Genomic DNA, 26,205 nt, shown 5'->3' on the forward strand with positions numbered 1-26,205 from the left:
GCGGAGGCGGCTTCGACGGCCTGGAGTCGTCGGCGCCCGCCCGCTCGCGAGCCCCGCCGGTGTGAACGGAAGGTGTCACAGCTGAGCACGGAGGCGGAAGAAGCGGTTGGCGAGCGTCCGGCACTGCCGGCGAGACGGCTGGCGGTGTTGGTGCTGCTCGTCACCGCCGCCGTCTCGGTCACTATCGACCAGGTCAGCAAGCACCTCGCCGTCGTCCATCTGGATTACGACGAGTCCGTGCGCCTGCTCGGCGGCGCCCTCTACCTCAGCCTGACCCGCAACAGCGGCGCGGCGTTCAGCCTCGGCAGCGACTACACGTTCGTGTTCCCGCTGATCACCTGCGGGGTGATCGCGTGGATCGTGTGGATGGCGCTGAAGCTGAGGTCCGTGCCGTGGGGCCTGGCCTTGGGCTTCGTGCTCGGCGGTGCGCTCGGCAACGCCACCGACCGGATTTTCCGGGCACCAGGGCCGTTGCGCGGCCACGTGGTCGACATGTTCAGCCTTTTCGGTCCTAACGGGGAGCACTGGCCGATTTTCAACGTTGCCGACATGTCGCTGATCTGCGGCGTGGTGCTCGCGATCGGGCTGGAGTTCACCGGCCGCCAGCGCGACGGGTCCCGGGTGCGGGCGAAGAGGGCAGTGAAGGAATGAGCACCCGTTCCGTCCCGGTGCCGGACGGGCTCGATGGTCTGCGCCTCGACCAGGCCGTCTCGCGCCTCTTCGGGCTGTCCCGCAGTGCCGCGGCGGCGCTTGTGGAGGCCGGCGACGCGCTTGTCGACGGCGTGCCGCGGCCCAAGGCCGACAAGGTCAGCGCCGGCTCGTGGCTCGAGGTCCACCTGCCGGCGCCGCCCTCGGTCGTCGAAGTGGTACCGCAGGCCGTCCCGGGTCTTCGGGTGGTCTACGCGGACGACGACATCGTCGTCGTGGACAAGCCGGTCGGCGTCGCCGCGCACCCGAGTCCAGGGTGGACCGGCCCGACGGTGATCGGCGGTCTCGCCGCGATCGGCCACCGCATCTCCACCAGCGGCGCCGCCGAGCGGCAGGGTGTCGTGCACCGCCTCGACGTCGGTACGACCGGTGTGATGGTGGTGGCCAAGAGCGAGCAGGCGTACACGGTGCTGAAGCGCGCATTCAAGGAGCGCGAGGTCGAGAAGCGCTACCACGCGGTGGTGCAGGGGCACCTCGACCCGCTGCGCGGCACGATCGACGCGCCGATCGACCGCCACCCCACGCACGACTACAAGTGGGCGGTGATGTCGGGCGGCCGGCCGAGCGTCACGCACTATGACACATTGGAGGCGTTTCCGTCGGCGAGTCTCGTCGACGTACGACTGGAAACCGGCCGTACGCACCAGATCAGGGTCCACTTCTCGGCCATGCGGCACCCATGCGTGGGTGACCTGACGTATGGCGCGGATCCGACACTCGCAGCTAGGTTGGGGCTGTCCAGGCAATGGCTACACGCCCGTGCGCTCAGCTTCCTCCACCCCCGTACGGGGAAGAAGTTCGGTTCGTCAGCGACTACCCTGGGGACCTGGCGCACGCGTTGAACACACTCCGTGACGCCGCCTGACCATCCGGGTCGAAGGCCGACGACAGTCGAGGGAGAGCTACGCCGTGCGCACTGGCGACCTGCTGCGCCGGTTGGACAGCCGGTTGTTACCGCCGCTGGCACGAGCGATGTCGCGGCTGGCACAGGGACGACTGCGGATGCGGGTGTTGACCGCGGTCGCACTCATCTCGTCCAGCGCCGTGCTGCTCACCGCCGTGTGGGCGGCTGACCGCGGCCAGCCCGGCGGCGACCCGACGGTCGGCGAGGTCGTGCGGGTCGGCGTGGGCGACGGCCAGTCCATCCCGCGGTACGTGGCCTCCAGCCGCGAGGAGTTGGCCCAGTTGGTCGCCACCCCACCCTCTACAGCGGACACGTACGCCCTGGTCACGCTCACCCAGTACCTGGCGCCGGAGCAGCTCGCCCCGGTCCTGGGGGAGGTCCGCGTCGCCCAGGTCTTCGGGCGGGTGCCGCTGCCCGACGCGCAGACGCAGATCGTCCACATCCCCGCGGTGCGCATCCCGGGCGACGTGATCGACGGCATGGCGCAGGTGGCCACGCGCAAGGAGGCCGAGGCGGCCGAGTACCGCAAGCTGAGCGGCACGATGAGCGGCGACGGCGAGCGGGAGCGGCAGATGCGCCAGGTCTACGACAGCGGCGCCGCGGTGGCCGCCGCCGAGGCGACCGCGTACCGGGCCGGGTGCCACTGCGTGTACGCGGCGGTGATTCGTGCCACACCGTCCGCCATGGAGAAGGTCTCCGCCCGTTCCGAGGTTCGCGCGGTCGACCCGGCTCCCGAGGTGAGCCGCCTCGACCGGGCCGTGTTCCTGCCGCCGCTGCCCGAGCAGGAGGACGTGGTGCGGCCGCCGGTCGACACCGCCCTCCCGTCGCCGGACCCGTCGGCACCGCCCACGTTGGCGGTGCAGCCGGCGCCCACCGGCAGCCCTGCACCTCCATCGCCCGCCGTGACCAGCGAGGCGCCGGCCTCCCCGGCGCCGACCACGCCGGCACCGACGGAGACCTCGCCGCCCGCGTCGGTGCCGCCGCCCACCGAGCCGGCGGGCACGCCCACGGCGTCTCAGTGACCGCACGTGGGGTGCTGGTCGCTGCCTGTGGCGCATTCCGGATCACAGACCGGGCATTGAACCGTTGGCCTGCGGGGTTCGTGTCCAGACCGGATGCCCAGTTAGGGGACCGCGAGCCATCCGGAAGGATGGGCGTCGGGTGAGCGAGCGTTTCCCGAGGGCTGCCCACATGGTTGGTCGCGGATGAGCCGGAAAGGAGCATCTGTGACGGACTGTGTGTGCTTCGCTCGTTGGACCGATGGTGTGGTCTGAATAAGGATTTGTTCGTAGCCTGTCAGGCGGGACCGATATGGCGCTGGGAGGGGCGAGCCGTGGAGGGCACCGAGACCGGCTGGGGCCGGCCTGCGGAACCAGCGCCGCGATGGCGTGCGCTGCTGGACCGTGCCCGTGGCGGCGGCCGCAACGGTGATCAGGTAGAGGCCGACTTCGATCCACGTGGTCGCCGGGCGCCCAGCGCGCTGGACGGCCGCGACGATGACGACGGCCCCGCTTTCGACCTGCCACCGCCGCGCCCGCTCGACGGCGGCTTCGACGACCGGTGGGAAGAGCCGCGCGGTGGCCGGGACTATGACGCCCGCGGCTACGACACGCAGCCGCCGCGTTCCCGCGGGGCGAATGGCACGGCCAACGGCACCAACGGGCGATCGCGCTCCGGTTCCGGGTCCGGCTCTGGCAGCAGCGGCTACACCCCGCAGGGCGGCTACGGCAGCCCGGTGGCCTACGGCAGCCCGGTCGACTACCCCGACGACGGGTACCCCCCAGACACCCGCTACGGCGACCAGCCGGGGTACCCGGACCAGCGCTACCCGGAGGGGCGCTACGGCGACGGTCGGCGTCCTGAGGCGCCGCGCTACCCGGCCGAGCCGGGTGGCTACCCAACGCCGGACCCGCGGATGGCGGCTCGGCCCGGTCCGGCGGTCGTGCGTGAGCCGGCGCCGCGCGAGCTGTCTCCACGCGAGGCAGCGCGGCGCGACCAGCCGACCTCCTCGCCGGGTGGGTACAGCCGGTGGGCCGAGCTGGAGGGCGGGTGGCAGCCACCGGCGCCGCCACGACCCACGGCACCACCACCCCCGCCGCCCCCGCCACCGCCGGTACAGCAGCAGGACAACGGCTACGTGCCGCAGGTGGAGTTCCGGCAGAACCGCCCCGACGCGGAGGTGGAGCGGGCCGTCAGCGTGCTCCGGCGCGACCTGGGCATGCCCAAGGTGCTCGCGTTCGCCAACCCCAAGGGCGGCGTGCACAAGACCACCGCGACAGTGCTTGCCGCCGCCACCGTGGGTAGCGTGCGCGGCCGCGGCGTGCTCGCCTGGGACGACAACGAGCTGCGCGGCACCCTCGGCCTGCGGGCCGGCAGCGCGCGGCACGCCCGTACGATCCGGCACCTGATCGCCGACCTGGCCGACGTCGAGGCGCACCACGGGATCGAGCTCAAGGAGGAGCTCGACGACTACCTGCGGCACGCCTCCGACGGGTCGTATGACGTGCTGGCCGGTGAGGAGAGCCCGCGGTTCGCCCAGCGGCTCGACCAGTACACGGTGCGCCGGGTGCTGGAGCTGCTGCGCCGTACCCACGACGTGATCTGTGTGGACACCGGCAACAACGTGGAGAGCGCCAACTGGCAGACCGTGCTCCAGGCGGCCGACCAGCTCGTCATCACGACGGTGCCGCGCGAGGACGCCGCGTTCACCGCGGACTGGATGCTCGACCTGCTCGACGAGGTGGGCATGGGCGAGCTGGCCGCCAACGCGGTGACGCTGCTGTCCTGCCCGACGCCCGGCCATTCGCCGCTGCTGGACGACCTGGCCCGGCACTTCGCCACGCGTACCCGCGCGGTGGCCATCGTGCCCTACGACCAGGCGCTGGAGACCGGCTCCTCGATCGAGTACAACCAGCTCCAGCCGGAGACGCGCGCTGCCTGGCTCAAGGCGGCCTCGGTGATGCTGGAGCCGTTCGTCCGATAAGTGTCTTCCTTCCCGTGGCGTGATCTAGATGGCACGGGAAGGGCCGTGTCGGCGGCCTTTTGCGTCGTCCCCGCGGGCTAGGCTCGGGCGCGGATTGACACCGTGAGGAGAGGGGGCTGCGCGTGTCTAACGCGTCGTTTGTGCACCTCCACGTGCACACCGAGTACTCGATGCTCGACGGCGCCGCGCGGCTCAAGGATCTCTTCAGCGAGGCCAAGCGGCTGGAGATGCCGGCCCTCGCGATGACCGACCACGGCAACCTCTTCGGGGCGTACGACTTCTACAAGCAGGCCACCGGCGCCGGCGTCAAGCCCATCATCGGCTGCGAGATGTACCTGACGCCCAACAGCGACCGGCGTGATCGGACGCGCGTGCGGTGGGCCGACGGCGGGGAGAACGACGTCTCCGGCGGTGGTGCCTACACGCACATGACGATGCTCGCCGCCGACGCGGACGGGCTGAAAAACCTCTTCCGTCTCGGGTCGTATGCCAGCCTGGAGGGCTACTTCTACAAGCCGCGCGCCGACCGCGAGCTGCTCCACCGGTACGCGAAGGGCCTCATCGCCACCACCGGCTGTCCCTCTGGCGAGATCCAGACCTGGCTGCGCATCGGCGACTTCGAAAAGGCGTGCGCCTCGGCGGCCGAGTTCCGCGACATCTTCGGCCCGGACAACTTCTACCTGGAGCTGATGGACCACGGGCTCGACATCGAGACCCGTATCCGGCAAGACCTGATCCGGCTCGGCAAGCGGCTCAACCTCAAGCCGGTCGCGACCAACGACCTGCACTACACGTTCGACCGCGACGCCGACGCGCACGAGGTGCTGCTCTGCGTGCAGTCCGGCTCGACGATGGCCGACCCCAAGCGGTTCAAGTTCGACGCCCGTGACTTCTACCTCAAGTCGCCGGCGGAGATGCGCAAGCTGTGGGACGCCGAGGTCCCCGGCGCCTGCGACAACACGCTGGAAATCGAAGAGAAGATCGGCGACTACTCGGCCCTGTTCGGCTCCCGCAACCTCATGCCGCAGTTTCCGGTGCCGGCGGGGAGACCGAGGAGTCGTTCCTGCGCAAGGAGGTCATGCGCGGGCTGGAGCGGCGCTTCCCCAGCGGCGTGCCCGACGACCGGCGCGCCCAGGCGGAGTACGAGCTGGACGTCATCCTCAAGATGGGCTTCCCGGGCTACTTCCTGGTGACCGCCGACCTCGTGGCGTACGCGAAGCGGGAGGGCATCCGGGTCGGTCCGGGCCGTGGCTCCGCGGCGGGCGCGCTGATCGCGTACGCGCTGGGCATCACCGAGCTCGACCCGATGGCGCACGGCCTGCTGTTCGAGCGGTTCCTCAACCCCGACCGCATCTCGATGCCCGATATCGACATGGACTTCGACGAGCGCCGGCGCGGCGACATGATCCGCTACGCGACGGAGAAGTACGGCGAGGAGCGGGTCGCCCAGATCATCACGTACGGCACGATCAAGGCGAAGGCCGCGATCAAGGACGCGGCCCGGGTGCTCGGCTACCCGTTCGCGATGGGCGACAAGATCACCAAGGCGATGCCGCCGGCCGTCATGGGCAAGGACATCCCGCTCGGCGGCATCTTCGACTCCAGCCACCCGCGCTACCCGAGGCCGTCGAGTTCCGCCAGCTCTACGACAGCGACGCCGAGGTGCAGAAGATCGTCGACACCGCCAAGGGGCTCGAAGGCCTCAAGCGGCAGTGGGGCGTGCACGCGGCCGGCGTGATCCTCTCCCGCGACCCGCTTGTTGACGTGCTGCCGATCCACAAGCGCGAGCAGGACGGCGCGATCATCACGCAGTGGGACATGGGCGCCTGCGAGTCCATCGGTCTGCTGAAGATGGACTTCCTCGGCCTGCGCAACCTCACGATCCTCGACGACTGCCTCGACGCGATCCGGGAAAACCGCGGCGAAGACGTGGTGCTGGAGCAGCTGCCGCTCGACGACAAGCCGACGTACGAGCTGCTGGCCCGCGGCGACACGCTCGGCGTGTTCCAGTTCGACGGCGGCCCGATGCGGGCGCTGCTGCGCTCGATGATCCCCGACAACTTCGAGGACATCTCCGCGGTGGGCGCGCTCTACCGCCCCGGCCCGATGGGCGCCAACGCGCACAACGAATACGCCGACCGGAAGAACAACCGCAAGCCGGTCGTGCCGATCCACCCCGAGCTGGCCGAATCGCTGGCCGACATCCTGGGCGACACCTACGGGCTGATCGTGTACCAGGAGCAGGTCATGGCGATCGCGCAGAAGGTGGCCGGCTACACGCTCGGCAAGGCCGACCTGCTCCGCCGCGCGATGGGCAAGAAGAAGAAGGAGATCCTCGACAAGGAGTTCCAGCCCTTCTCCGCCGGCATGAAGGAGCAGGGCTACACCGACGCGGCGATCAAGACGCTCTGGGACATCCTCGTCCCGTTCTCCGACTACGCGTTCAACAAGGCGCACTCCGCGGCGTATGGCGTGGTGTCGTACTGGACCGCGTACCTCAAGGCCAACTACCCCGCCGAGTACATGAGTGGCCTGCTCACCTCGGTCGGCGACGACAAGGACAAGTCGGCCGTCTACCTGGCCGAGTGCCGGCGCATGGGCATCAAGGTGCTGCCGCCCGACGTCAACGAGTCGATGGCCCGCTTCGCCGCCGTCGGCCAGGACATCCGCTTCGGCCTGGCCGCGGTGCGCAACGTCGGTACCAACGTGGTCGAGGCGATCAGGCGGTGCCGCAAGGAGAAGGGCGCGTACACCGACTTCTACGACTTCCTGCGGAAAGTCGACGCGGTGGCCTGCAACAAGAAGACCATCGAATCGCTGATCAAGGCGGGCGCGTTCGACTCGATGGGCCACCCCCGCAAGGGCCTGCTCGCGATACACGCCGACGCGATCGACTCGTTCCTCGACATCAAGCGCAACGAGGCCGTCGGGCAGTACGACCTGTTCGGCGACGCGTTCGGCGGTGGCGATGACGCGGTCGGTGCCGGCATGGTGGTCACCCCGCAGATCCCCGCCGGCGAGTGGGACAAGGGCGACCTGCTCACATTCGAGCGCGAGATGCTCGGCCTGTACGTCTCGGACCACCCGCTCTTCGGCGTCGAGCACGTGCTCACCGCCGCCGCCGACATGACCATCGGCGCGCTCGCCGAGGAGAGCTCGGTCGGGGACGGCGCGGTGGTCACGCTCGCCGGCATCCTCTCCGGGGTGCAGCGGCGGATCACCAAGCAGGGCCGGGCCTGGGCCTCGGCCACGCTGGAGGACCTGGGCGGCGCCGTCGAGGTGTTGTTCTTCCCGAATACGTACGAGATCGTCGGGCAGTACATCGCCGAGGACGCGATCGTCGTGGTGAAGGGCCGGGTCGACCGGCGCGACGACCAGCCGCGGCTGATGGCGATGGACATGTCGCTGCCGGACATCACGGCCGCCGACGAGGTCAAGCCGGTCGTGCTGGCCCTGCCCCGTCCCGGTGCACGCCGCCGCTGGTCGAGCGGCTGCGCGAGGTGCTGAGCAGCCACCCTGGCTCGGCCGAGGTGCACGTCAAGCTCGTCAACGGCTCGCGGGCCACGCTGCTGCGGCTCGGCCCGACCCGGGTGGCGCCGAGCACCGCGCTGATGGCCGACCTCAAGGCGCTCCTCGGCCCGGCCGCGGTCGCCGGCTGACCCGCCGATGTCCGGTCCGGCGCGGAGCGCCCCTGTCCAGCCCGCTGCCAGCGGAGCCTGAGAGGATCGGGCTGTGAGTGGGCTTAATGGAGGCGGCGAGGCGGACGCCCAGCATCCGGCGATTGGTCCGCGTCCGGCGGATGCCGAGCATCCGGCGATTGGTCCGCGTCCGGCGGACGGGCCGCATATTTCGGACGTGCCGTACCCGACTTTCGCCCCGCCGCTGGCGGTCGCCGCCGCCAACGGCCATCCGGAGCCGCGACCCAAGGGGTGGTCGACGCCGCTGGTCAGCCTCGGCGCGGCGCTCACGCTGGCAGTCCTCGGCGCGCCGCTCGGCTGGCTGTGGTCAGCGCTGGCGCCCGCGGTACCCCTGATCAAGACCGAGGACGGTGCGCGGCTGACCGACCCGCAGCCGGAGGAGTTCGTCGCGGCGGACGGGTGGTTCACGCTGCTCGGGCTGGGCTTCGGCGTGCTCGCCGCGATCGTGGTGTGGGCGCTGTTGCGCCGCCACCGGGGTCCGCTGGTCCTGCTCGGCCTGGCCGTCGGTACGGTCGGCGCGGCACTGGTCGCCTGGTGGCTGGGCGGCCTGATCGGTCAGAACGACTTCGACAAGCTCCTCGCGAGCGCCCCGGTCGGTACCGAGCTGAGCCGGCCGGCCGAGCTGCGGGCCGGCGGGTTCGAGTGGCTGTGGGGCTTCGTCCCCACGCTCCGGGGCGACCTGCTGCTGCCGGCGTTCGGTGCCGTCGTCACGTACACGCTGCTGGCCGGCTGGTCGCGGTACCCGTCGCTGGTACCCGAGCCGGAGCCGGAAGTCCCGCTCCCGCTGGCGGCGGCCCCGGAGCCCGCGCCCGACGGCGGCCTCCCCGGCCCGTGGCACGCACCGACCGAGCTGGCCCGCCCACCGGTCGGCCCCGACTGGCGCCCGCCGATCAACGGCATGGGCATAGACGGCGGCGGCCCGGCAAAGGACCCACTCCCCGGCGCCGGCCCTTGGTCCTCCCCACCCCCCAGCCCGCCCGGCCCCCGCCCGGCCCGACCTCACCCGGTTGATCAGGGACTTTGTGGCGGGACACGCCGCACGCCACGCGCACCAACTCCCTGATCAACTTCCGTCAGGGTTAGTTGGCGCTGATTGGGACGGCTAGCTCGGCCAGCGGGACCGGGACCGCGCGTATCCGGCCTAGTAGTGCGGCTTCGCGGTTCAGTAGGCGGAGTTCGTGGCGCAGCCGCGTGGCGGTGTCGTCGGCGGCTAGCAGGCGCTGGCGGTCCTCCACGGTGAGCGCGGCCGTGGCGGCGATCAGGTGGGACAGGACCGTCGGGTCCTCGGGCAGCTGCTCGCTGACCTCGGCCAGGTCGACCGTGTCGTCGGTGTCGCCATTGGCCCGCATGAGCCGCAGGTAGCGGCGGAACACCGAGAGCACGCGCGGGGCCAGCAGGTCGGCGAGGTCTTCCTGGCCACCCGGCTCGGGCAGCCAGTCGACCTCGCCCGTGAGGTACGGCTGGGAGTCGCTGTCGACCGCGTTGAGGCGGAAGCGGCGGCGGCCAACGGTGACGATGTCGTACCGCCCGTCGGGCAGCTCGGTCACCTGGCGCAGCTCGGCCGTGCAGCCCACGTCGTGGAGGCTCACGTCGGCGGTGGGCGCGGTGGCGCCGGGCGCGGTGGAGAGCGGTGCCTCCCAGCCGCGGCGGATCGCCACCACGCCGAACTCGCGGGGCGTGCCGTCCGGCAGCGATACGAGGTGGCGCACCAGCTCGCGGTAGCGCTCCTCGAATATGTGCAGCGGGAGCACGAGGCCGGGAAGAGCACAGTGCCCAGTGGAAAGACGGGCAGCCGCGGGCTCATCCAAGAAGCCTAACGGAGGAGTCTCAAGGCCTGGACCGGCTGGACGGGCCTGGACGGCCACATCTAGGTGCCCGCATAGACTCGGTACGTGCTCAACCGGATCGACCTGCGCGGTAGCGCCACGGACCCGCGTGACCTGCTGCCCCGTGCCCAGCTCGACGTCTCCGCCGCGGTCGACAAGATCCGCCCGGTCGTGGAGGCGGTGCGGGAGCATGGGTTCGCCGCGATCCAGGAGGCGACCGAGCGCTTCGACGGGGTGCGGCTGGAGCGGCTCCGGGTGCCGGCCGAGGCGATCGCGGCGGCGGTGGAGACGCTCGACCCCGAGGTGCGGGCCGCGCTGACCGAGGCGATCGCCCGGGCCCGCAAGGTGCACACCGACCAGCGGCGCACCGACGTGACCACGCAGGTGGTGCCGGGCGGCACGGTCACCGAGCGGTGGGTCCCGGTGTCCCGCGTCGGGCTGTATGTGCCGGGCGGCCTGGCCATGTACCCGTCCACCGTGGTCATGAACGTCGTGCCCGCCCAGGTCGCCGGCGTCGAAGGGCTTGTCGTCACGAGCCCGCCCCAGGTCGACAACGGCGGCCTGCCCGACGCCCGGGTGCTGGCCGCGTGCGCGCTGCTCGGCGTCGACGAGGTGTATGCGGTGGGCGGCGCCCAGGCGATCGCGATGCTGGCGTATGGGGTCGAGGGCGAGTGCGCCCCGGTCGACATGATCACCGGGCCGGGCAACATCTGGGTCACCGCGGCCAAGCGGCTGCTCCGGGGCGTCGTGGGCATCGACGCCGAGGCCGGGCCCACCGAGATCGCGATCCTCGCCGACGACACCGCCGACCCGGTGCACGTGGCCGCCGACCTGATCAGCCAGGCCGAGCACGACCCGCTCGCGGCGAGCGTGCTTGTCACGCCCTCGGTGGCGCTCGCCGAGGCGGTCGAGGTGGAGCTGGCCCGCCAGGTGGCCGCGACCAAGCACACCGGGCGCGTCACCGAGGCGCTGACCGGCCCGCAGTCGGGGGTCGTCCTGGTCGACGACCTGGAGCAGGGGCTGCGGGTGGTTGACGCGTATGCGGCCGAGCACCTCGAGATCCAGACCGTCGACGCGCGAGCCTGGGCGCTCCGGGTCCGAAACGCCGGCGCGGTCTTCGTGGGCGCCTGGTCGCCGGTGTCGCTCGGCGACTACCTCGCCGGCTCCAACCACGTGCTCCCCACCGGCGGCTGCGCCCGCCACTCCTCGGGGCTGTCGGTGCAGTCGTTCCTGCGCGGCATCCACCTGATCGAGTACGCCGAGGACGCCCTCCGCGACGTGGCCGGCCATGTGGTCACGCTCGCCACTGTGGAGGACCTGCCGGCGCACGGCCAGGCTGTGGAGGCGCGGTTCAAGTGAACACCGATCTCCCGATCCGCGACGACCTGCGCGGCCTGTCGCCGTATGGCGCGCCGCAGCTCGACGTGCCCGTCCGGCTGAATACGAATGAAAACTCGTACCCGGTGCCCGACGCGGTGGTCGAGGCGATCGGCAAGGCGCTCCAGGCCGAGCTGCGCGACCTCAACCGATACCCCGACCGGGACGCGGTGGCGCTGCGGGCCGACCTGGCGGCGTACCTGGGACACGGCCTCACCGCCGACCAGGTGTGGGCGGCCAACGGGTCCAACGAGATCCAGCAGCAGCTGCTCCAGGTGTTCGCCGGGCCGGGGCGGACCGCGCTGGGCTTCACGCCGGCGTATTCGATGCACCCGCTCCTCGCCAAGGGCACCGGCACCGCATGGGTCGACGGCTACCGGGCCGAGGACTTCGGGCTGAGCGCGGCACACGCGGTCGAGCAGGTCGAGCGGCACCGGCCGGACGTTGTCTTCCTCTGCTCGCCCAACAACCCCACCGGTACCGCCCTGGATCCGGCCGTGGTCGCCGCGGTGCTGGACGCGGCGCCGGGCATGGTGGTGGTCGACGAGGCGTATGCGGAGTTCGCCCGCCCCGGCACCCCGAGCGCGCTGGGCGTGCTGCCCGGCCACGAGCGGCTGGTGGTGACCCGCACGATGAGCAAGGCGTTCGGGTTCGCCGGCGGGCGGCTGGGCTACCTCGCGGCCGACCCGGCGGTGGTCGACGCGGTGCAGCTCGTGCGGCTGCCGTACCACCTGTCGTCGCTCACCCAGGCCGCCGCCCGCGCGGCGCTCGCCCACCGCGGCGCGCTGCTGGCCACTGTGGAGGCGATCAAGGAGCAGCGTGACCGGATCGTCTCGACGCTCCGCGCCCGCGGCCACCAGGTCGCCGACAGCGACGCCAACTTCGTGCTCTTCGCGGTCCACGGCGACCAGAAAGCGGTCGGCGGCGACCAGAAAAAGGCCTGGCGGGCGCTGCTCGATCGTGGTGTGCTCGTGCGCGACGTGGGCCTGCCCGGGTGGCTGCGCGTGACCGCCGGTACCCCTCGGAAACGGACGCCTTCCTGGAGGCACTCGCATGACTCGCACCGCCCGGATCGAGCGCGTCACCAAGGAGACCAAGGTGCTGGTCGAGATCGACCTCGACGGCACCGGCAAGGGCGAGATCAGCACCGGGGTCGGCTTCTACGACCACATGCTCAACCAGATCGCCCGGCACGGCGGCTTCGACCTGACCGTCAACACGGTGGGCGACCTGGAGATCGACGCGCATCACACGATGGAGGACACCGCGCTCGCGCTGGGCACGGCGTTCGCGGAGGCGCTCGGCGACAAGGCGGGCATCCGGCGGTACGGTTCGGCCGTCGTACCCATGGACGAGGTGCTCGTGCAGGCCGCGGTCGACCTGTCCGGCCGGCCGTACGTGGTGCACGACGAGCCCGCCCTCGCCCCGTACATCGGGCCGGTCTACCCGACGAGCATGACCCGCCACGTGTGGGAGTCGTTCGGCCAGGCGGCCAAGGTGACGCTGCACGTGACCGTGCTGCGGGCGGCTCGCCCCGGCGGCCACCCGGACGCGCACCACGTGGTGGAGGGGCAGTTCAAGGCGGTCGCGCGGGCCCTGCGCGAGGCGACGTCGATCGACCCGCGCTCGGCCGGCGCGGTGCCGAGCACCAAGGGGATGCTATGAGCTTCCTGCCCGTCGTCCTCTTCGCCCTCGCTGGGGTGCTGGCCGGCGGTGCCTGGTCGCTGCACAAGCAGGGCGCGGCGCGTGGCGCGGTCGGCCTGGTCGCGGTGCTCGCCGCGCTCGCGGCCGGCGGTGGCGTGCTGTGGCTGATCCCCGGGGAGGGATGACGTGGCCCCAGCGTGGTGGTCCTCGACTACGGCTCCGGCAATCTGCGTTCCGCCGAGCGGGCCCTTTCCCGGGCCGGCGGCGACGTCACCGTAACCCCCGACCTCGACGCGGCCGCCGCCGCGGACGGGCTTGTCGTGCCGGGGGTCGGCGCGTTCGCGGCGTGCATGGCCGGCGTCGACAAGCTGGGCGCCGGCCCCGTCATCGCGGCGCGGGTCGCGGCCGGGCGGCCGGTGCTCGGCATCTGCGTCGGTGCGCAGATCCTCTTCGAGTACGGCGAGGAGCACGGCACGGTCACCCAGGGCCTGGGCCTCATCCCGGGCGGCGTGACCCGGCTGCCCGCCACCCGCGTCCCGCACATGGGGTGGAATACGGTCGAGCCGGCCGCCGGCTCGGTGCTCTTCGCCGGGCTGCCGGTGGGCACGCGCTTCTACTTCGTCCACTCGTACGCCGCGTTCGGCTCCGGCCCGGCGTCACCACGTGCACCCACGACGTGCCGTTCGTGGCGGCGGTGGAGCGGGGGTCGCTGTCGGCGACGCAGTTCCACCCGGAGAAGTCCGGTGACGCGGGGCGGCGCTGCTGCGCAACTGGGTAGCGACCCTTGTCTAAGGAGCGGGCCAGGCGGCGGGCCGAGCGGGAGGCGCTCGCCGCGCGGGAGAAGGCGGCCGCCGCTCGCCGCCGGCGCCGCCGCGAGGCACTGCGCCGCCTCAAGCCCACCCTGCCGCGCCGCCGCCGCACCGGGCGCCTGCTCGCGCGCCGCAACCGGTACGAGCGGGCCGGTATCGCCGCGGTCACCACCGTGCTCGTCGCCGCCGCCTGGTTCCTCGTCGACCCGCTGGGCCTGCGCCTTGTGCTGATCGTCCTGCTCGTGCTCGTCCTGCCAGCCGTCGTGGTCATCGCGCTCGGCCGCCGCACATAGTCCCGCTTGGAGTCTCCGTGAGCCTTGTCCTCCTCCCCGCCGTCGACGTCGCGGACGGCCAGGCCGTCCGTCTCGTGCAGGGCGCCGCCGGCAGCGAGACCGTGTACGGCGACCCGCTCGAAGCGGCCCTCGCCTGGCAGCGCGACGGTGCCTCGTGGGTGCATCTCGTCGACCTGGACGCCGCCTTCGGCCGTGGCTCCAACGCCGAGCAGCTCGCCGACGTGGTCGGCCGGCTGGACGTGGCCGTGGAGCTGTCCGGCGGCATCCGCGACGACGAGTCGCTGCGCCGCGCGCTCGGCACCGGCGCGGCCCGGGTCAACATCGGCACCGCCGCCCTGGAAAACCCGGAGTGGTGTGACCGGGTCGTCGCGGAGTACGGCGACCGCGTGGCGATCGGCCTCGACGTCCGCGGTCACACCCTGTCCGCGCGCGGGTGGACCAAGGACGGTGGCAACCTCTTCGAGGTGCTGGAGCGCCTGGAGAAGGCGGGCTGCCAGCGGTACGTGGTCACCGACGTGCACCGCGACGGTACGCTCACCGGCCCCAACCTCGACCTGCTGCGCGAGGTCTGCGCCCGTACCGACCGGCCGGTCATCGCGAGCGGCGGTGTGTCTACTCTGGACGATCTGCGCGCGCTGGCCGCCCTGGAGGCCGACGGGGTGGAGGGCGTGATCGTGGGCAAGGCGCTGTACGCCGGGGCGTTCACGGTGCCCGAGGCGCTGGCGGCCCTGTCGTGAGTGTGGCGGTTCGGGTCATTCCCTGCCTGGACGTGGACGACGGCCGGGTGGTCAAGGGCGTCAACTTCGTCGACCTGCGCGACGCCGGCGACCCGGTCGAGCTGGCCGCCGCCTACGACGCGGCCGGCGCGGACGAGCTCACGTTCCTCGACGTGACCGCCTCCTCCGACGACCGCGGCACGATGCTCGAGGTCGTGCGCCGTACCGCCGAGTCGGTCTTCATCCCGCTCACCGTGGGCGGCGGCGTCCGCTCGGTGGACAACGTGGACACCCTGCTGCGGGCCGGCGCCGACAAGGTGGGCGTCAACACCGCGGCGATCGCCCGCCCGGAGCTGATCGCCGAGATCGCCGACCGGTTCGGCAACCAGGTGCTGGTGCTCTCGCTCGACGTGCGCGGCACGGGGGACACACCGAGCGGCTACGAGGTCACCACCCACGGCGGCCGGCGGGGCACCGGCATCGACGCGGTCGAGTGGGCGCGGCGCGGGGCCGAGCTTGGCGCGGGCGAGATCCTGCTCAACTCCATGGATGCCGACGGCACCAAGGCCGGCTTCGACCTGCCGCTGATCCGGGCGGTCCGCGAGGTGGTCGAGATCCCGGTGATAGCCAGCGGCGGGGCCGGCGCCCGAGCCCACTTCCCACCAGCCGTCGAGGCGGGCGCGGACGCGGTGCTGGCGGCGAGCGTGTTCCACTTCGGAGAGCTGACGATCGGCGAGGTCAAGCAGACGCTCCGCGAGGCGGGCACCCCTGTCCGCTGACCCCGCGGGAGCGGCGATCAAGGGCTTTTAGAGGGCTGCCGCGATGTCCGCGGTGGTCCGGACCGCTGCTCCCGCGGCCTCACCCATCCGCTGTTCACAACCACCCCGGTGCTCGCGGCCCGCGGCGTCGCGCGGCTTCGTTTACGGGTGCTCTCGAGCTGGGCGCAGCACTGCGCCCAGCCGGTTGCGGTCGCCTGGCGGCGACCGGCGCCGGTTGCTCGCCGGGCGCATCCGCGCGCCCAGGTCGAGAGCTTGTCGTGGCAGAGCACGGCCGCTGGCCGCGCGGGCGGGGGTTGTGTGACGCGGAGGGTGAGGCCGCGGGAGCAGCGGTCCGGACCACCGCGGACATCGCGGTAGCCCAAATCTTCATCCCTCAATAGACCGTCTCGGTCCGCTGAAGCTGCGGGCTGACTGAGCAGTCGGTCAGGGGGCGAAGGCGGCGCGGACCGCGGCCGTGTAGTCGGACTCGGCCAGGGTCCAGGTGGGGTCCGAGCCGGGTGGCCGGTTGCGGGTCAGGATGCCGTGCATGGTGTCGACGGTGCTGGAGAGGCCAGATCGCGGCCGTGTGCGCCAAAGCGTCTCGCCGGCGGGTGTCAGGCGGAAGAACCCGTCATGGACCGTGACCAGGCCGGCGCCGCAGAGGCGCTGGACGGCAGTCTCTACCTCGTCGCGGCCGGGGACGGCGTCCTGGAGGTGCTCAGCGGTGGCGAGCAGCCCGGCCAGCGGCACGCCCTCGGGCCGGCGGGTGTTGGGGGAGCGCAGGTGCCGCCCGGCGCCGCCGCCGATGACCACCGAGACGAAGATCCAAGCGTCACTCCGATCCCAACCCGCCTCCACCATGGCGACATCTTGCCTTGGGGGCCTGCCTACCGGTAGTCCATGTGATTTGCTGATCAGTATGCTGCTTCCTCGATCCGCGGGCGCCACTGTCCAAGATGGACACTTCGAGCTGGCCGAAGGGGTTGGCCTGAGCGGCCCGCCCGCGATCGCCGATCTGGTGCGTGAGCTGCTGCCGTTGCCCACTACGGACGGTGACGCCATCACCTTCCAGATCCGCGACGACCCCGCGCTCGGGGCCGAGGGATATCACCTTCTGGTCACCCCCAGTGGGGTAACCGCCACCGCCGCCACCGAAGACGGTTTGCGCTGGGCGGTGCAGTCGCTGCTCCAGCTCATCCCGGACCGCGAGCCGCGGCGGCTGCCCTGCGTCGACGTTGTCGACCGCCCCGTGTACCCGTGGCGTGGTTCACTCCTCGACGTGGCGCGCTGGTGCCATCCGATGCCGTTCATCTACCGGTACGTGGACCTGCTCGCCATGCACAAGCTCAACACCCTGCACTTGCACCTCACCGACGACCAGGGGTGGCGCTTCGAGGTGCGGAAGTACCCTCGGCTCACCGAGATCGGCGGCTTCCGCCGCGAGTCGCCGGAAGGGCACGCGCGGGAGGGGCGCGAGGACGGTGTACCCCATGGGGTTTCTACACCCAGCGCGAGCTGAGCGACCTCGTCGCCTACGCCGCCCGCCGCGGCGTCCGGATCATGCCGGAGATCGACCTGCCCGGCCACACCCAGGCGGCTATCTCCGCCTACCCCGAGCTGGGAAACGTGCCCTCGCGGCAGCACGAGACACGCACCACCTGGGGCATCTCCAGCCACATCCTCAACCTCTCCGACACCACGATCTCGTTCGTGCTCGACGTGCTGGACGAGGTGGTGGACGTGTTCCCGTTCGAGTTTGTGCACATCGGCGGAGACGAGGTCCCCGTCGAGGAGTGGCGGGCCAGCGCCGACGAGTTGGCCCGGGCCGCGGCGCTGGGGCTGGACGACGTGCGCGAGTTGCAGGGGTGGTTCGCCGGGCGGCTCGCGGAGCACCTGGCCGCGCGGGGCGCAAGGTGGGCATCTGGGACGAGCTCGTCGACCGCGCGGCGCCGGCCGGCGCCACGGTCTTCGCGTGGCAGGCGGAGCGCCGGGTACGGGTCGCGCTGGACGCCGGCCACCCGGTGATCGCCGCGCCGCAGAGCCACACGTACTTCGACTGGGCCGAGACGGTGGAGGACCCGGACGAGCCGCTCGCGATCAACGGCCCGCTTCCGCTGGAGAAGGTGTACGGCTACCGCCCCGACGACGGCGTGATCGGCGTGCAGGGGCAGCTGTGGTGCGAGTACCTGCCAACGACCGACCTCGTCGAGTGGCGGGCGTTCCCGCGGCTTTCGGCGCTCGCCGAGCTGGGGTGGACCGGGCCGGGTGGCGACTTCGGCGAGTTCCGGCAGCGGCTAACCGGCCACCTCGGTCGATTGGACCGCCTCGGGGTCCGGTACCGCCCGCTGAGCTGAGGGCTGCGGGGCCGGGCGTGGCGGCACGGTGAAGAGCGGGATGAACGCGTGCGCGAGTGGGCCGATCGCCACCGCGTAGAGCACCGTGCCCACGCCGACCGTGCCGCCGAGCAGCCAGCCCACCGCCAGCACAGTCACCTCGATGACCGTGCGCACCAGGCGGATCGAAAACCTCGGCTTCCGCGCCACGAAACCGGTCATCAGCCCGTCCCGTGGGCCGGGCCGAGGCGGGCGCCGATGTAGAGGCCGGTGGCGACGCCGTTCAGCACGACGCCGGCGACCAGGTACGTGATCCGGAGCGCCATCGGCCCGGCGGTGGGCAGCAGCATGAGTACGGCGTCCACCGCGAGGCCGACCACCACCACATTGGCCACCGTGCCGATGCCAGGGCGCTGGCGGAGCGGGATCCACAGCAGCAGCACGGCCGCGCCCACGAGGATCACGATCAGCCCGAAGCGTAAGCCGGTGACCTCGGATAACCCCTGGTGGAACACGTCCCACGGGTCGAGGCCGAGCCGCGACTCGATCATCAGGGCCATGCTCGCGCCGTACAGCGCGAGGCCGGTGAAGAGCTGCGTCAGCCGTCGAGTGGCCCGCTCGATCACGATCATGATGTCCACTCTCGTGCCAGATTGGTATTCTCTCCAACGGCCAATCTAGGGAGGGTGGCATGACCAGCACCGTCAGAGGCAGCCAGCTCGCTCGCCTGCTCGGCCACTGGCACGCGCTGCCGGGCCGCCGGCGCAACCCCGACTACGCCGCGCTCGCGGGCGCCATCCGGGGGTTGCTCGCCGACGGGCGGCTGCCATTGGGGTACGGCTCGCGGCCGAGCGGGAGCTAGCCGAGGCGCTCAAGGTGAGCCGCACCACCGTGACGGCCGCGTACCGCGAGCTGCGCGAGTCGGGCCACCTTACGAGCCGGCGGGGCGCGGGCAGCTGGACGACCCTCCCCGGCGGTCACCGGGTGGCCAGCTCGGGACTGTGGACCCCGCAGGACGACCTCGACATGATCGACCTCGGGTGCGCCGCACTCGCCGCCCCGCCCGAGCTGATGCCGGCCGCCGCGGCCGCCGCGCAGGGCCTCCAGCGGTACGTGTCGGGCGCCGGCTACCACCCGACCGGCATCATCGAGCTGCGCGAGGCGGTGGCACAGGGGTACACCGACCGTGGCCTCACTACCAGCCCCGACCAGATCATGGTGACCAGCGGTACCCAGCACGCGCTCGACCTTGTGCTGCGGCTGATGGCACCGCCCGGCGCACCCGTACTCCTGGAGTCGCCGACCTATCCCAACGCGCTGGCCGCGCTCTCCGCACGGCGCGCGCGGATCGCCACCCACGGCCTGGACAACGACGAGGGTGGGACACCGACCTGCTGCTGGACGGGCTGCGGCAGACACGGCCGCGACTGGCGTACCTGATCCCGGAGTTCCAGAATCCCACCGGCCACCTCATGCCGGCCGCGCTGCGCGAACGGGTCGTGGCGGCAGCGCACGCCGCCGGCACCGACCTGGTCATCGACGAGTCCTTTGTGGACCTCCCGCTGGACGGCACCGAGATGCCGCCGCCGGTGGCCTGTTACGACCGCCACTCGCGGGTGGTGTCGATCGGCGGGATGAGCAAGCCGTACTGGGGCGGCCTGCGCATCGGCTGGGTGCGCGCCTCGGCCCCACTGGTGCAGCGGCTGGCCGCGCTGCGGGTCGGCGTCGACATGGCCAGCCCGGTGCTCGACCAGCTCGTGGCCGTGCAGCTGCTCGACCGCGCGGACACGATCGTGCCCGAGCGCCGCCGCCAGCTCGCCGAGCAGCGCGACGCACTCGTCGCGGCGCTGGAGCGCGAGCTGCCCGAGTGGGGATCCGCGTGCCACGCGGCGGCGTGACACTGTGGGCCGAGCTGGACGGCCCGGTGTCGAGCGCACTGTCCCGCGCGGCCGAGGAGGTCGGCGTGCGGCTGGCGCCAGGCCCGCGCTTCGGGGTCGACGGCACGCTGGAGCGCTTCGTCCGCCTGCCATTCACGCTGCCAGCCTCCGACCTGGAGGACGCGGTGAAGCGACTGGCCGCCGTCCGCTACGACCTAGACCGCACCCGCCGCCCCAGTGGCGCGAGCCCGCCATCCTCACCTGACCCCGGCCCACCCCTCCAAGACGAAGATTCGAGCTACCGCGACGCCCGCGGTGGTCCGGACCGCGGTCCGGACCAGCGCGGACATCGCGGTAGCTCAGATTATTTGATGGGGGCGAACCCGGAAGCCGGATTCGCCCCTCGAACGCGTGGGTTAGATCTCGGCGAGCGCGCCCTCGTACATGCTCTCGATCTCGCCGGCGAAGTTGGCCTCCACCATGCGGCGCTTGATCTTCATGGAGGGCGTCATCTCGCCGTCCTCGATCGTCAGGTCGCGGTGCAGGATCGTGAACTTCTTGATGGTCTCCCAGCGGTTGAGCTTGGTGTTCAGTTGCTCGACGTAGCCGGCCACCATCGCCTGGGCCTCGGCGGAGGCGGCGATCTCACCGTATGGCCGGCCGGCCAGCGGCGTGCCGGCTGCCCACCCCACGATCGCGTCGGGGTCGAGCGTGACGAGCATCGTGCAGTAGTTGCGGCCCTGCGTGATCACGACCACCTGCGAGGTGTACGGGCACAGCGCCTTGAACATGCCCTCGATGTGGGACGGCGCGATGTACTTGCCGCCGGAGGTCTTGACCAGGTCCTTCTTGCGGTCGGTGATGCGCAGAAAGCCGTCCGCGTCGAGTTCGCCGATGTCGCCGGTGCGGAAGAACCGGTCCTCGGTGAACGCCGCCGCCGTCTCCTCGGGCAGGTTGTGGTAGCCGCGCATGACCGGCTTGCCGCGGAGCAGCACCTCGCCGTCCTCGGCGATCTTGCATTCGAGGTCGCCCAGCGCCGGACCGCACGTGCCGATCTTGACCCGCTCGCGCCGGTTGACGAAGTTGCCCGCGCTCGTCTCGGTCAGCCCGTACCCCTCGCCGATCGGCAGCCCCGCCGCGGCGAAGAACTCGGCGATCGGCACCGACAGCGGCGCGGCGCCGGAGACGAGCTTGTGGATGCGGCCGCCCAGCCGGGCCTGGAGCTTGCTGAAGACGAGCCTGTTGGCGACGCCGTACCTGGTCGCGAGCCCGAACGGCACCGGCTTGCCGGCCTGCTCCAGCGCCACCTTCTGCTTGCCGGTGCGCACCGCCCACGAGAAGATCTTCGCCTTCATGCCGCCCGCGTCCTGGGCCGACGACACCGCACGGTTGTACACCTTTTCGAAGATGCGCGGCGCCCCACACATCAGCGTTGGCTTGATCACCGAGAGGTTGTCGACGAGCTTGTCGAGCCGCCCGTCCACGTACGTGGGCATGCCGACGTGGATGATCCCGCTGATCAGCGTCTTGCCGAACGAGTGGGAGAGGGGCAGCCACAGGTACTGGAGGTCGTGCGGCTCCATCAGCCCCGGTCCGGCCTGCGCCACCGCCTGCCAGCACCACCCGCCGTGCAGCAGCTCGACACCCTTGGGGCGGCCGGTGGTGCCCGACGTGTAGATCAGCGTCGCGAGGTGGTCGTGGGTGATGCCCTCGGTGACCTTCTCGATCAGGTCGGGCTCGCTCGCCAGCCGCTCCGCGCCCGCGGCCTCCAGGTCGGCGAGCGTGGTCTGCGGCGGCGAGGCGGCGGGGTCGGCCGTGCCGTCGATGAGCACGACGTGCTTCACGTCCGACAGGCTGGCACCGGCGAGCTTGCCCGCCTGGGTGGCGTTTTCGGCGATGACGACGATCGAGCCCGAGTCGCCGATGATGTACGCGACGTCCTCCGGCTCCGTCGTCGGGTACACGGTGGTCGTCGCGCCGCCCGCGCACATGATGCCGAGGTCCGCGAGGATCCACTCCAGCCGCGTGTTGCAGATGATCGCGACGCGGTCCTCGACGCCGACGCCGAGCCCGACGAGGCCGGCCGCGATCGCCTTGGACCGGCGACCGATCTCCGACCACTTCAGCCACACCGGCCCGGAGTCGTCCGGTGCCGGGTGGGCGAGCGCGTCGCGGTCGGGGGTGGCCGCGACACGCTTCAGGAACATGTCCGGTATGGATCGGTATGGAATCTCAAGAGACATAGCGGGGGCCGCCTCACAGGTCTACGACGTGATCGCCGTCACGTTAAGGTAGTGTGACCAAAGGGTATTGACGCCCCGCCGTATCGCCAAGTCCCGCACAGCGGTGTCGGCCACATCCGGGCGGGACGCGGCCGACACTTCGCTACGCGGGATCAGTCGTCGTAACCGCCGCGCCCCTTGCCGCCGCGGTCGTCGTCGCCCCCGTGCCCGCTGCTACCACTGCCGCTGCGGTCGTCGTCGCGGTCGTACTTGACGATGCCGCCGGTCTCGCGGTCGACGTAGACCTTGTACTCCACGCCGCCCTTCACGATCTCGATTTTCCAGGCCGGCCGGCCGTGCTCCCACTCCCGCTCGGTGTCGACCACCGTGCCACCACCGGTCTTGCCGAGCGCGATGTCGATCGCCCGGTCCCGGCTGACCGCGTCGGCGGCGGGCGCCTTCGAGGTCGGGTCGTCCGACGGCGGCGTGCTGTTGTCGTCACCCGGCGGCGTCGAGCTGTCCTCGGACGGCGTGCTGTCGTCCGAAGGCGTGGTGAAGTCGTCGGACGGCGTGGTGAAGTCGTCCGACGGTGTGCTGTCGTCCGACGGCGTCGACGAGACCGCCACACCGAGCCGGTCGTTAGAGCCACCCGTGAACGCCGCCGCGGCCGCTCCGGTCGCGATGACCCCCACGGCGGCCGCTCCGGCGACCATTACCAGCAATGACTTGCGTGCCATGACGCACCTCCTTGACATGGAGGTTCGCGCGGCGCTGGCTAGGGGCGCGCTGTGCGAATGCTAAGGCCGCGCTAAGAGCGCCGGCGGAGCCGTCACCGGAGTTTCAGGGTGACCACCGCGCCGCCGGCCGGGGCGGCCGACAGCACGAGGGCGCGGCCGGCGCGGCGGGCGATGTCCAGGCCGAGGCCGGTGGAGCCGGCGCTGCTCTCGCCGCGTTCGCCGGCGCCTTCCGGGAGGCCGGGACCCTCGTCTGCGACCGTCAGTACGCCGTCGGCGGTCAGGCTCACCGCGAACGGGGTCCCGTCCGGCGTATGCGCGAAAACGTTGCCGAGCAAGGCGTCCACCGCCGCCGCCAGGTCCTCGGCCGCCACCGGGACCGGGAGCGGGCCGGGGACCAGGTCCAGCCTGACCGCGCGGCCGGTGTCCTCCGCCAGCACCGACCAGAACGCCACCCGGTCGCGTACCACGGCGGCGGCGTCGCACTCGGCGAGGAACGGTGCGGGCGCGGCGCGGCGGGCGGCGCGGATGAGGCCGCTCACCGCGCGTTCCACCGCGTCGACCCCGGATGTCACGCGCGCGGCCTCGGCGGGATCGGCGAGGGCCTCGGCCTCCAGGCGGAGCGCGGTCAGCGGGGTGCGCAGGCGATGGGAGAGGTCGGCCACCTGCTCGCGTTCCTCGCGCAGCAGGTCCTGGATGCGGCCGGCCAGGTGGTTGAGGGCGCCGGCCACGTCGCGGAGCTCGGCCGGGCCGGCGGGGGTGGCGCGGGCGTCGAGCTCGGCGCCGGCCAGGCGATGGGACACTGTGGACAGTTCGGTGATGGCGGCGACGAGCGAGCGGGCGAGGCGGTCGGCGACGAAGAGGCCGACCAGCACCAGCGCCACGCCCAGCGCGGCCAGCACCAGCCAGGCACGGGTGACGCCCCGGGTGAGCTCCTCGGCCGGCACGAACGTGCGCAGTACCACCGTGCCGTCCGGCCGGCCCTGCACGCCCACCACGATCTCGCGGCCGCCGTCGGCCTCCGCGGTCAGGCTGCGGCCCCGGGCGGCCAGCTCCACAGCGGGGGTACGGGGTGCCGGTGCGCCAACCGGTGGGCCGTCGGGCGGGTACACGGTGACCGGGCGGCTGGCACCGGACGCGAGCGCGGCCAGGTCGGCCGTGTCGGTAGTGGCGGCCAGCGGCACCAAACCTTGCAGCTCGCCGGTGGCGGTGACCACCGCGCGGTCCTCGGCGACGGCGCGGATGAGCACGGCGAGCGGTACGAGGAACGCGACAAGCACCAGGCACGCCGTCGCGGTGACGAGCAGCGCCAGCCGCTGCCTCATGAGGTGCCCGTGGCCGGGGCCGAGAGCCGCACCCCGACACCGCGGACCGTGTGCAGGTAGCGGGGCTCCTGCGCGGTCTCGCCGAGCTTGCGGCGCAGCCACGACAGGTGTACGTCGACGGTCTTGTCCGCCCCGCCGTACGGCACCTGCCACACCTCGGTCAACAGCTCGCGCTTCGTCACCACCTGCCCAGCGCGGGCCGCGAGGTGGTGCAGCAGGTCGAACTCGCGCGGGGTCAGGTCCAGAGCCGTCCCGCCCAGCGTGGCCTCCCGCGAGCGCGGGTCGACGCGCAGCTCGCCGACCACCACCGCGGACTCACCGGGGTCGCCGGCGCCGCGGCGCAGCACCGCGCGTACCCGGGCGTCGAGCTGGGCCGCCGTGAACGGCTTCACCACGTAGTCGTCGGCGCCCGCGTCCAAGCCGCGCACGATCTCCGCCTCGTCGTCGCGGGCGGTGGCGATGATGACGGGTACCGTGCTCACGCCGCGCAGCATCCGCAGCAGCTCCAGCCCGTCGAGGTCGGGCAGGCCGAGGTCGAGCACCACGAGGTCGGGGCGCTCCTTGAGCGCGGTCTGAAGCCCGTCCATCGCGGTGTGCGCGGCCGCCACCGCGTGCCCGCGCTCGCGCAGCGCCCGGATCAGCGGGGTACGGATCGCGAGGTCGTCCTCGACGAGCAGCAGGCGGGCCACAGAAGGCAACCTATCCCGCACCGGTACGCCACGGGATCCTCGTTAACCGTCCCTTAGGGTCGCCCGGCGCCCGCCTTAACGCGGGGAGGGCATAGTCGTGGACATGGGTAGCCGGACCGTGATCGCGATGGTGGGTTGGCTCGTCGCGGCCGCCGCCGCCACGGTCGTCGGACTGGGTGCGGTGCGGGTGATCGGCGAGGGCATCACCGGTACGGCCGCGACGACCCTCACCCAGGAAGAGGTCGCCGAGGCCCTCGCCTCACCGATCCCATCCCCGAGCGCGGCGGCCACCGCGAGCCTTCGCCCGAGCCCGGCGCCGACCACGAGCGGGCCGCCGCCCACCCCGCTCCGCCCGGCCGGCAGCACGATCACCGCGCACTGCGAGGGCGGCCAGGTCGAGCTCGACGGCGTCACGGCGCCGCTCGGCTACCAGATCGTCGAGTACGACCGAGGGCTCACCGACGAGGCCGAGGTGCGGTTCGAACGCGGCGGCAAGGGGCACGGCAACGGCCGGCTCGAGGTGCATGTCACCTGCGTGGACGGCCGGCCGCGGGCCACCGTCGACGACTGAGCCAGGCGCTAGACGCCGAGCTTGGCCGTGCGCAGGAACGCGGTCAGCTCGGGCGACCCGTCCACCTGTACGCGCGCGGCCCGCTGCCGCCCGCTCAGGAAGATCGCCAGCTCGCCCGGCGCCCCCACCAGCCGAACCTGTTCACCGCCCAGGCCGGCCGTCGTCTCCCCGTACCCGGGAGCCTGGATGCGCACCGCGGCGCGCACGCGGCGCAACGCCAGCCTCGCGGTCCCCTTGGCCTGCCGCCACAGCGCCGCCTGCTGCGCGCGGGGCAGCTCGCGCGGCAGCCACCCGGGCCGGCCCCGGCGGACGTCCTCGTGATGGACGAAGAACTCGACGGTGTTCGCCGCGGAGTCGGCGAGCCGGTTGCTCACCGGGCTCCACCAGGGCGCCGCGCGCACCATGCCGACAAGCTCCGGGTACGGCCGCGCCGCCAGCGACAGGCGCACCCGCTCGGAGTGGCCGCGCAGCGGGCCGAGCAGGATGCCGGCGGCCGCGTCCGGGCGGCGCTCCCGCATGACGAGGTGGGCGGCGAGGTCGCGGGCCGTCCACCCCTCGCACAGCGTCGGCGCGTCGGGCCCGACCGTGAGGAGCAGGTCGGCGAGGAGCTGCCGTTCACTCTGGGCGTACCGGGCCATGGCCCAAGACGCTACCTGTGATGGCTGACACAGCGCATAAGCGGTCGCCACCAGGCGTTTCCTCCGGTAAGGATAGGGAGGACGAAAGAGGCTTACGGGG

18 protein-coding genes and 8 pseudogenes are annotated in these 26,205 nt (G+C 72.1%); 18 read left to right on the plus strand and 8 right to left on the minus strand.

Annotated features, from left to right (window positions below):
• Positions 1-72 precede the first annotated feature (72 nt).
• The 6 genes and pseudogenes from lspA (at position 73) to Pflav_RS01510 (ending at position 9,356) form a co-directional block, all read left to right on the plus strand.
• Complete coding sequence (gene lspA, locus Pflav_RS01485; RefSeq protein WP_173033134.1) at positions 73-651, plus strand: signal peptidase II; 579 nt, start codon at positions 73-75, stop codon at positions 649-651.
• Positions 648-1,573 (plus strand): annotated as a pseudogene (locus Pflav_RS01490) (RluA family pseudouridine synthase). Before lspA ends, Pflav_RS01490 begins: the two are co-directional and overlap by 4 nt.
• 44 nt (positions 1,574-1,617) lie before the next feature.
• Positions 1,618-2,634, plus strand: coding sequence for a hypothetical protein (locus Pflav_RS01495; RefSeq protein WP_173033136.1), 1,017 nt, complete (start codon positions 1,618-1,620; stop codon positions 2,632-2,634).
• Between the two features lie 311 nt (positions 2,635-2,945).
• Positions 2,946-4,595 (plus strand): MinD/ParA family ATP-binding protein, encoded by a 1,650-nt coding sequence (locus Pflav_RS01500; protein WP_173033138.1) that lies wholly within the window; start codon positions 2,946-2,948, stop codon positions 4,593-4,595.
• A gap of 122 nt (positions 4,596-4,717) precedes the next feature.
• Positions 4,718-8,254, plus strand: a pseudogene (gene dnaE, locus Pflav_RS01505) (DNA polymerase III subunit alpha).
• Between the two features lie 196 nt (positions 8,255-8,450).
• Positions 8,451-9,356: a DUF2567 domain-containing protein gene (locus tag Pflav_RS01510; RefSeq protein WP_232070911.1), complete on the plus strand. Its 906-nt coding sequence runs from the start codon at positions 8,451-8,453 to the stop codon at positions 9,354-9,356.
• A gap of 16 nt (positions 9,357-9,372) precedes the next feature.
• Here Pflav_RS01510 and Pflav_RS01515 read toward each other — a convergent pair.
• A pseudogene (locus Pflav_RS01515) lies at positions 9,373-10,097 on the minus strand (LON peptidase substrate-binding domain-containing protein).
• An 88-nt stretch (positions 10,098-10,185) separates the two neighbouring features.
• Here Pflav_RS01515 and hisD point away from each other — a divergent pair.
• From hisD to hisF, 8 genes and pseudogenes are all read left to right on the plus strand, one after another.
• Complete coding sequence (hisD, locus tag Pflav_RS01520) at positions 10,186-11,478, plus strand: histidinol dehydrogenase (RefSeq protein WP_173033140.1); 1,293 nt, start codon at positions 10,186-10,188, stop codon at positions 11,476-11,478.
• Positions 11,475-12,553 (plus strand): annotated as a pseudogene (locus tag Pflav_RS43050) (histidinol-phosphate transaminase). Before hisD ends, Pflav_RS43050 begins: the two are co-directional and overlap by 4 nt.
• Positions 12,550-13,161, plus strand: a complete 612-nt coding sequence (gene hisB / locus Pflav_RS43055) for an imidazoleglycerol-phosphate dehydratase HisB (RefSeq protein WP_197937821.1) — start codon at positions 12,550-12,552, stop codon at positions 13,159-13,161. The pseudogene Pflav_RS43050 and the gene hisB overlap by 4 nt, the downstream one beginning before the upstream one ends.
• Positions 13,158-13,325 (plus strand): hypothetical protein, encoded by a 168-nt coding sequence (locus tag Pflav_RS43060; protein ID WP_197938898.1) that lies wholly within the window; start codon positions 13,158-13,160, stop codon positions 13,323-13,325. The genes hisB and Pflav_RS43060 overlap by 4 nt, the downstream gene beginning before the upstream one ends.
• A 12-nt stretch (positions 13,326-13,337) precedes the next feature.
• Positions 13,338-13,932: pseudogene (gene hisH / locus Pflav_RS01530) on the plus strand (imidazole glycerol phosphate synthase subunit HisH).
• Positions 13,925-14,242, plus strand: coding sequence for a hypothetical protein (locus Pflav_RS01535; RefSeq protein WP_173033144.1), 318 nt, complete (start codon positions 13,925-13,927; stop codon positions 14,240-14,242). The pseudogene hisH and the gene Pflav_RS01535 overlap by 8 nt, the downstream one beginning before the upstream one ends.
• A 17-nt stretch (positions 14,243-14,259) precedes the next feature.
• Positions 14,260-14,979, plus strand: a complete 720-nt coding sequence (gene priA, locus Pflav_RS01540; protein WP_173033146.1) for a bifunctional 1-(5-phosphoribosyl)-5-((5-phosphoribosylamino)methylideneamino)imidazole-4-carboxamide isomerase/phosphoribosylanthranilate isomerase PriA — start codon at positions 14,260-14,262, stop codon at positions 14,977-14,979.
• On the plus strand, positions 14,976-15,737 hold the full coding sequence (gene hisF, locus Pflav_RS01545; protein WP_173033148.1) for an imidazole glycerol phosphate synthase subunit HisF: 762 nt from the start codon (positions 14,976-14,978) through the stop codon (positions 15,735-15,737). Before priA ends, hisF begins: the two co-directional genes overlap by 4 nt.
• Before the next feature lie 423 nt (positions 15,738-16,160).
• On the opposite strand, the gene Pflav_RS01550 is transcribed toward hisF, so the two are convergent.
• Complete coding sequence (locus tag Pflav_RS01550; RefSeq protein ID WP_173033149.1) at positions 16,161-16,577, minus strand: hypothetical protein; 417 nt, start codon at positions 16,575-16,577, stop codon at positions 16,161-16,163.
• Between the two features lie 58 nt (positions 16,578-16,635).
• Between Pflav_RS01550 and Pflav_RS47075 the strand changes: the two genes are divergently transcribed.
• Both Pflav_RS47075 and Pflav_RS47775 read left to right on the plus strand, forming a co-directional pair.
• On the plus strand, positions 16,636-17,235 hold the full coding sequence (locus tag Pflav_RS47075; RefSeq protein WP_173033150.1) for a family 20 glycosylhydrolase: 600 nt from the start codon (positions 16,636-16,638) through the stop codon (positions 17,233-17,235).
• Positions 17,232-18,070, plus strand: a pseudogene (locus tag Pflav_RS47775) (family 20 glycosylhydrolase). The gene Pflav_RS47075 and the pseudogene Pflav_RS47775 overlap by 4 nt, the downstream one beginning before the upstream one ends.
• Here Pflav_RS47775 and yczE read toward each other — a convergent pair.
• Positions 18,011-18,681: pseudogene (gene yczE, locus Pflav_RS01570) on the minus strand (membrane protein YczE). The pseudogenes Pflav_RS47775 and yczE sit on opposite strands and share 60 nt — an antisense overlap.
• Positions 18,682-18,740: 59 nt before the next feature.
• On the opposite strand from yczE, the pseudogene yczR reads away from it, so the two are divergent.
• A pseudogene (gene yczR, locus Pflav_RS01575) lies at positions 18,741-20,191 on the plus strand (MocR-like transcription factor YczR).
• A 151-nt stretch (positions 20,192-20,342) separates the two neighbouring features.
• Here yczR and Pflav_RS01580 read toward each other — a convergent pair.
• The 4 genes from Pflav_RS01580 to Pflav_RS01595 all read right to left on the minus strand — a co-directional run bounded on the left by Pflav_RS01580 (position 20,343) and on the right by Pflav_RS01595 (position 24,896).
• A complete protein-coding gene (locus tag Pflav_RS01580) occupies positions 20,343-22,169 on the minus strand; it encodes an AMP-dependent synthetase/ligase (protein WP_173033153.1) in 1,827 nt (608 codons plus the stop codon).
• A gap of 152 nt (positions 22,170-22,321) precedes the next feature.
• The gene (locus Pflav_RS01585; protein ID WP_173033155.1) at positions 22,322-22,885 is read right to left on the minus strand and encodes a PepSY domain-containing protein; all 564 of its coding nucleotides are present in this window, start codon (positions 22,883-22,885) and stop codon (positions 22,322-22,324) included.
• A gap of 92 nt (positions 22,886-22,977) precedes the next feature.
• On the minus strand, positions 22,978-24,207 hold the full coding sequence (locus tag Pflav_RS01590) for a sensor histidine kinase (RefSeq protein WP_173033157.1): 1,230 nt from the start codon (positions 24,205-24,207) through the stop codon (positions 22,978-22,980).
• On the minus strand, positions 24,204-24,896 hold the full coding sequence (locus tag Pflav_RS01595) for a response regulator transcription factor (RefSeq protein WP_173033159.1): 693 nt from the start codon (positions 24,894-24,896) through the stop codon (positions 24,204-24,206). Before Pflav_RS01595 ends, Pflav_RS01590 begins: the two co-directional genes overlap by 4 nt.
• 103 nt (positions 24,897-24,999) lie before the next feature.
• Here Pflav_RS01595 and Pflav_RS01600 point away from each other — a divergent pair, with 103 nt between their 5' ends.
• On the plus strand, positions 25,000-25,467 hold the full coding sequence (locus Pflav_RS01600) for a hypothetical protein (RefSeq protein ID WP_173033161.1): 468 nt from the start codon (positions 25,000-25,002) through the stop codon (positions 25,465-25,467).
• An 8-nt stretch (positions 25,468-25,475) separates the two neighbouring features.
• Here Pflav_RS01600 and Pflav_RS01605 read toward each other — a convergent pair whose 3' ends face one another.
• Positions 25,476-26,105, minus strand: a complete 630-nt coding sequence (locus tag Pflav_RS01605; RefSeq protein ID WP_173033163.1) for a TIGR03085 family metal-binding protein — start codon at positions 26,103-26,105, stop codon at positions 25,476-25,478.
• Between the last annotated feature and the right edge of the window lie 100 nt (positions 26,106-26,205).

This window comes from Phytohabitans flavus (assembly GCF_011764545.1).
GTDB classification, from domain to species: Bacteria; Actinomycetota; Actinomycetes; order Mycobacteriales; family Micromonosporaceae; genus Phytohabitans; species Phytohabitans flavus.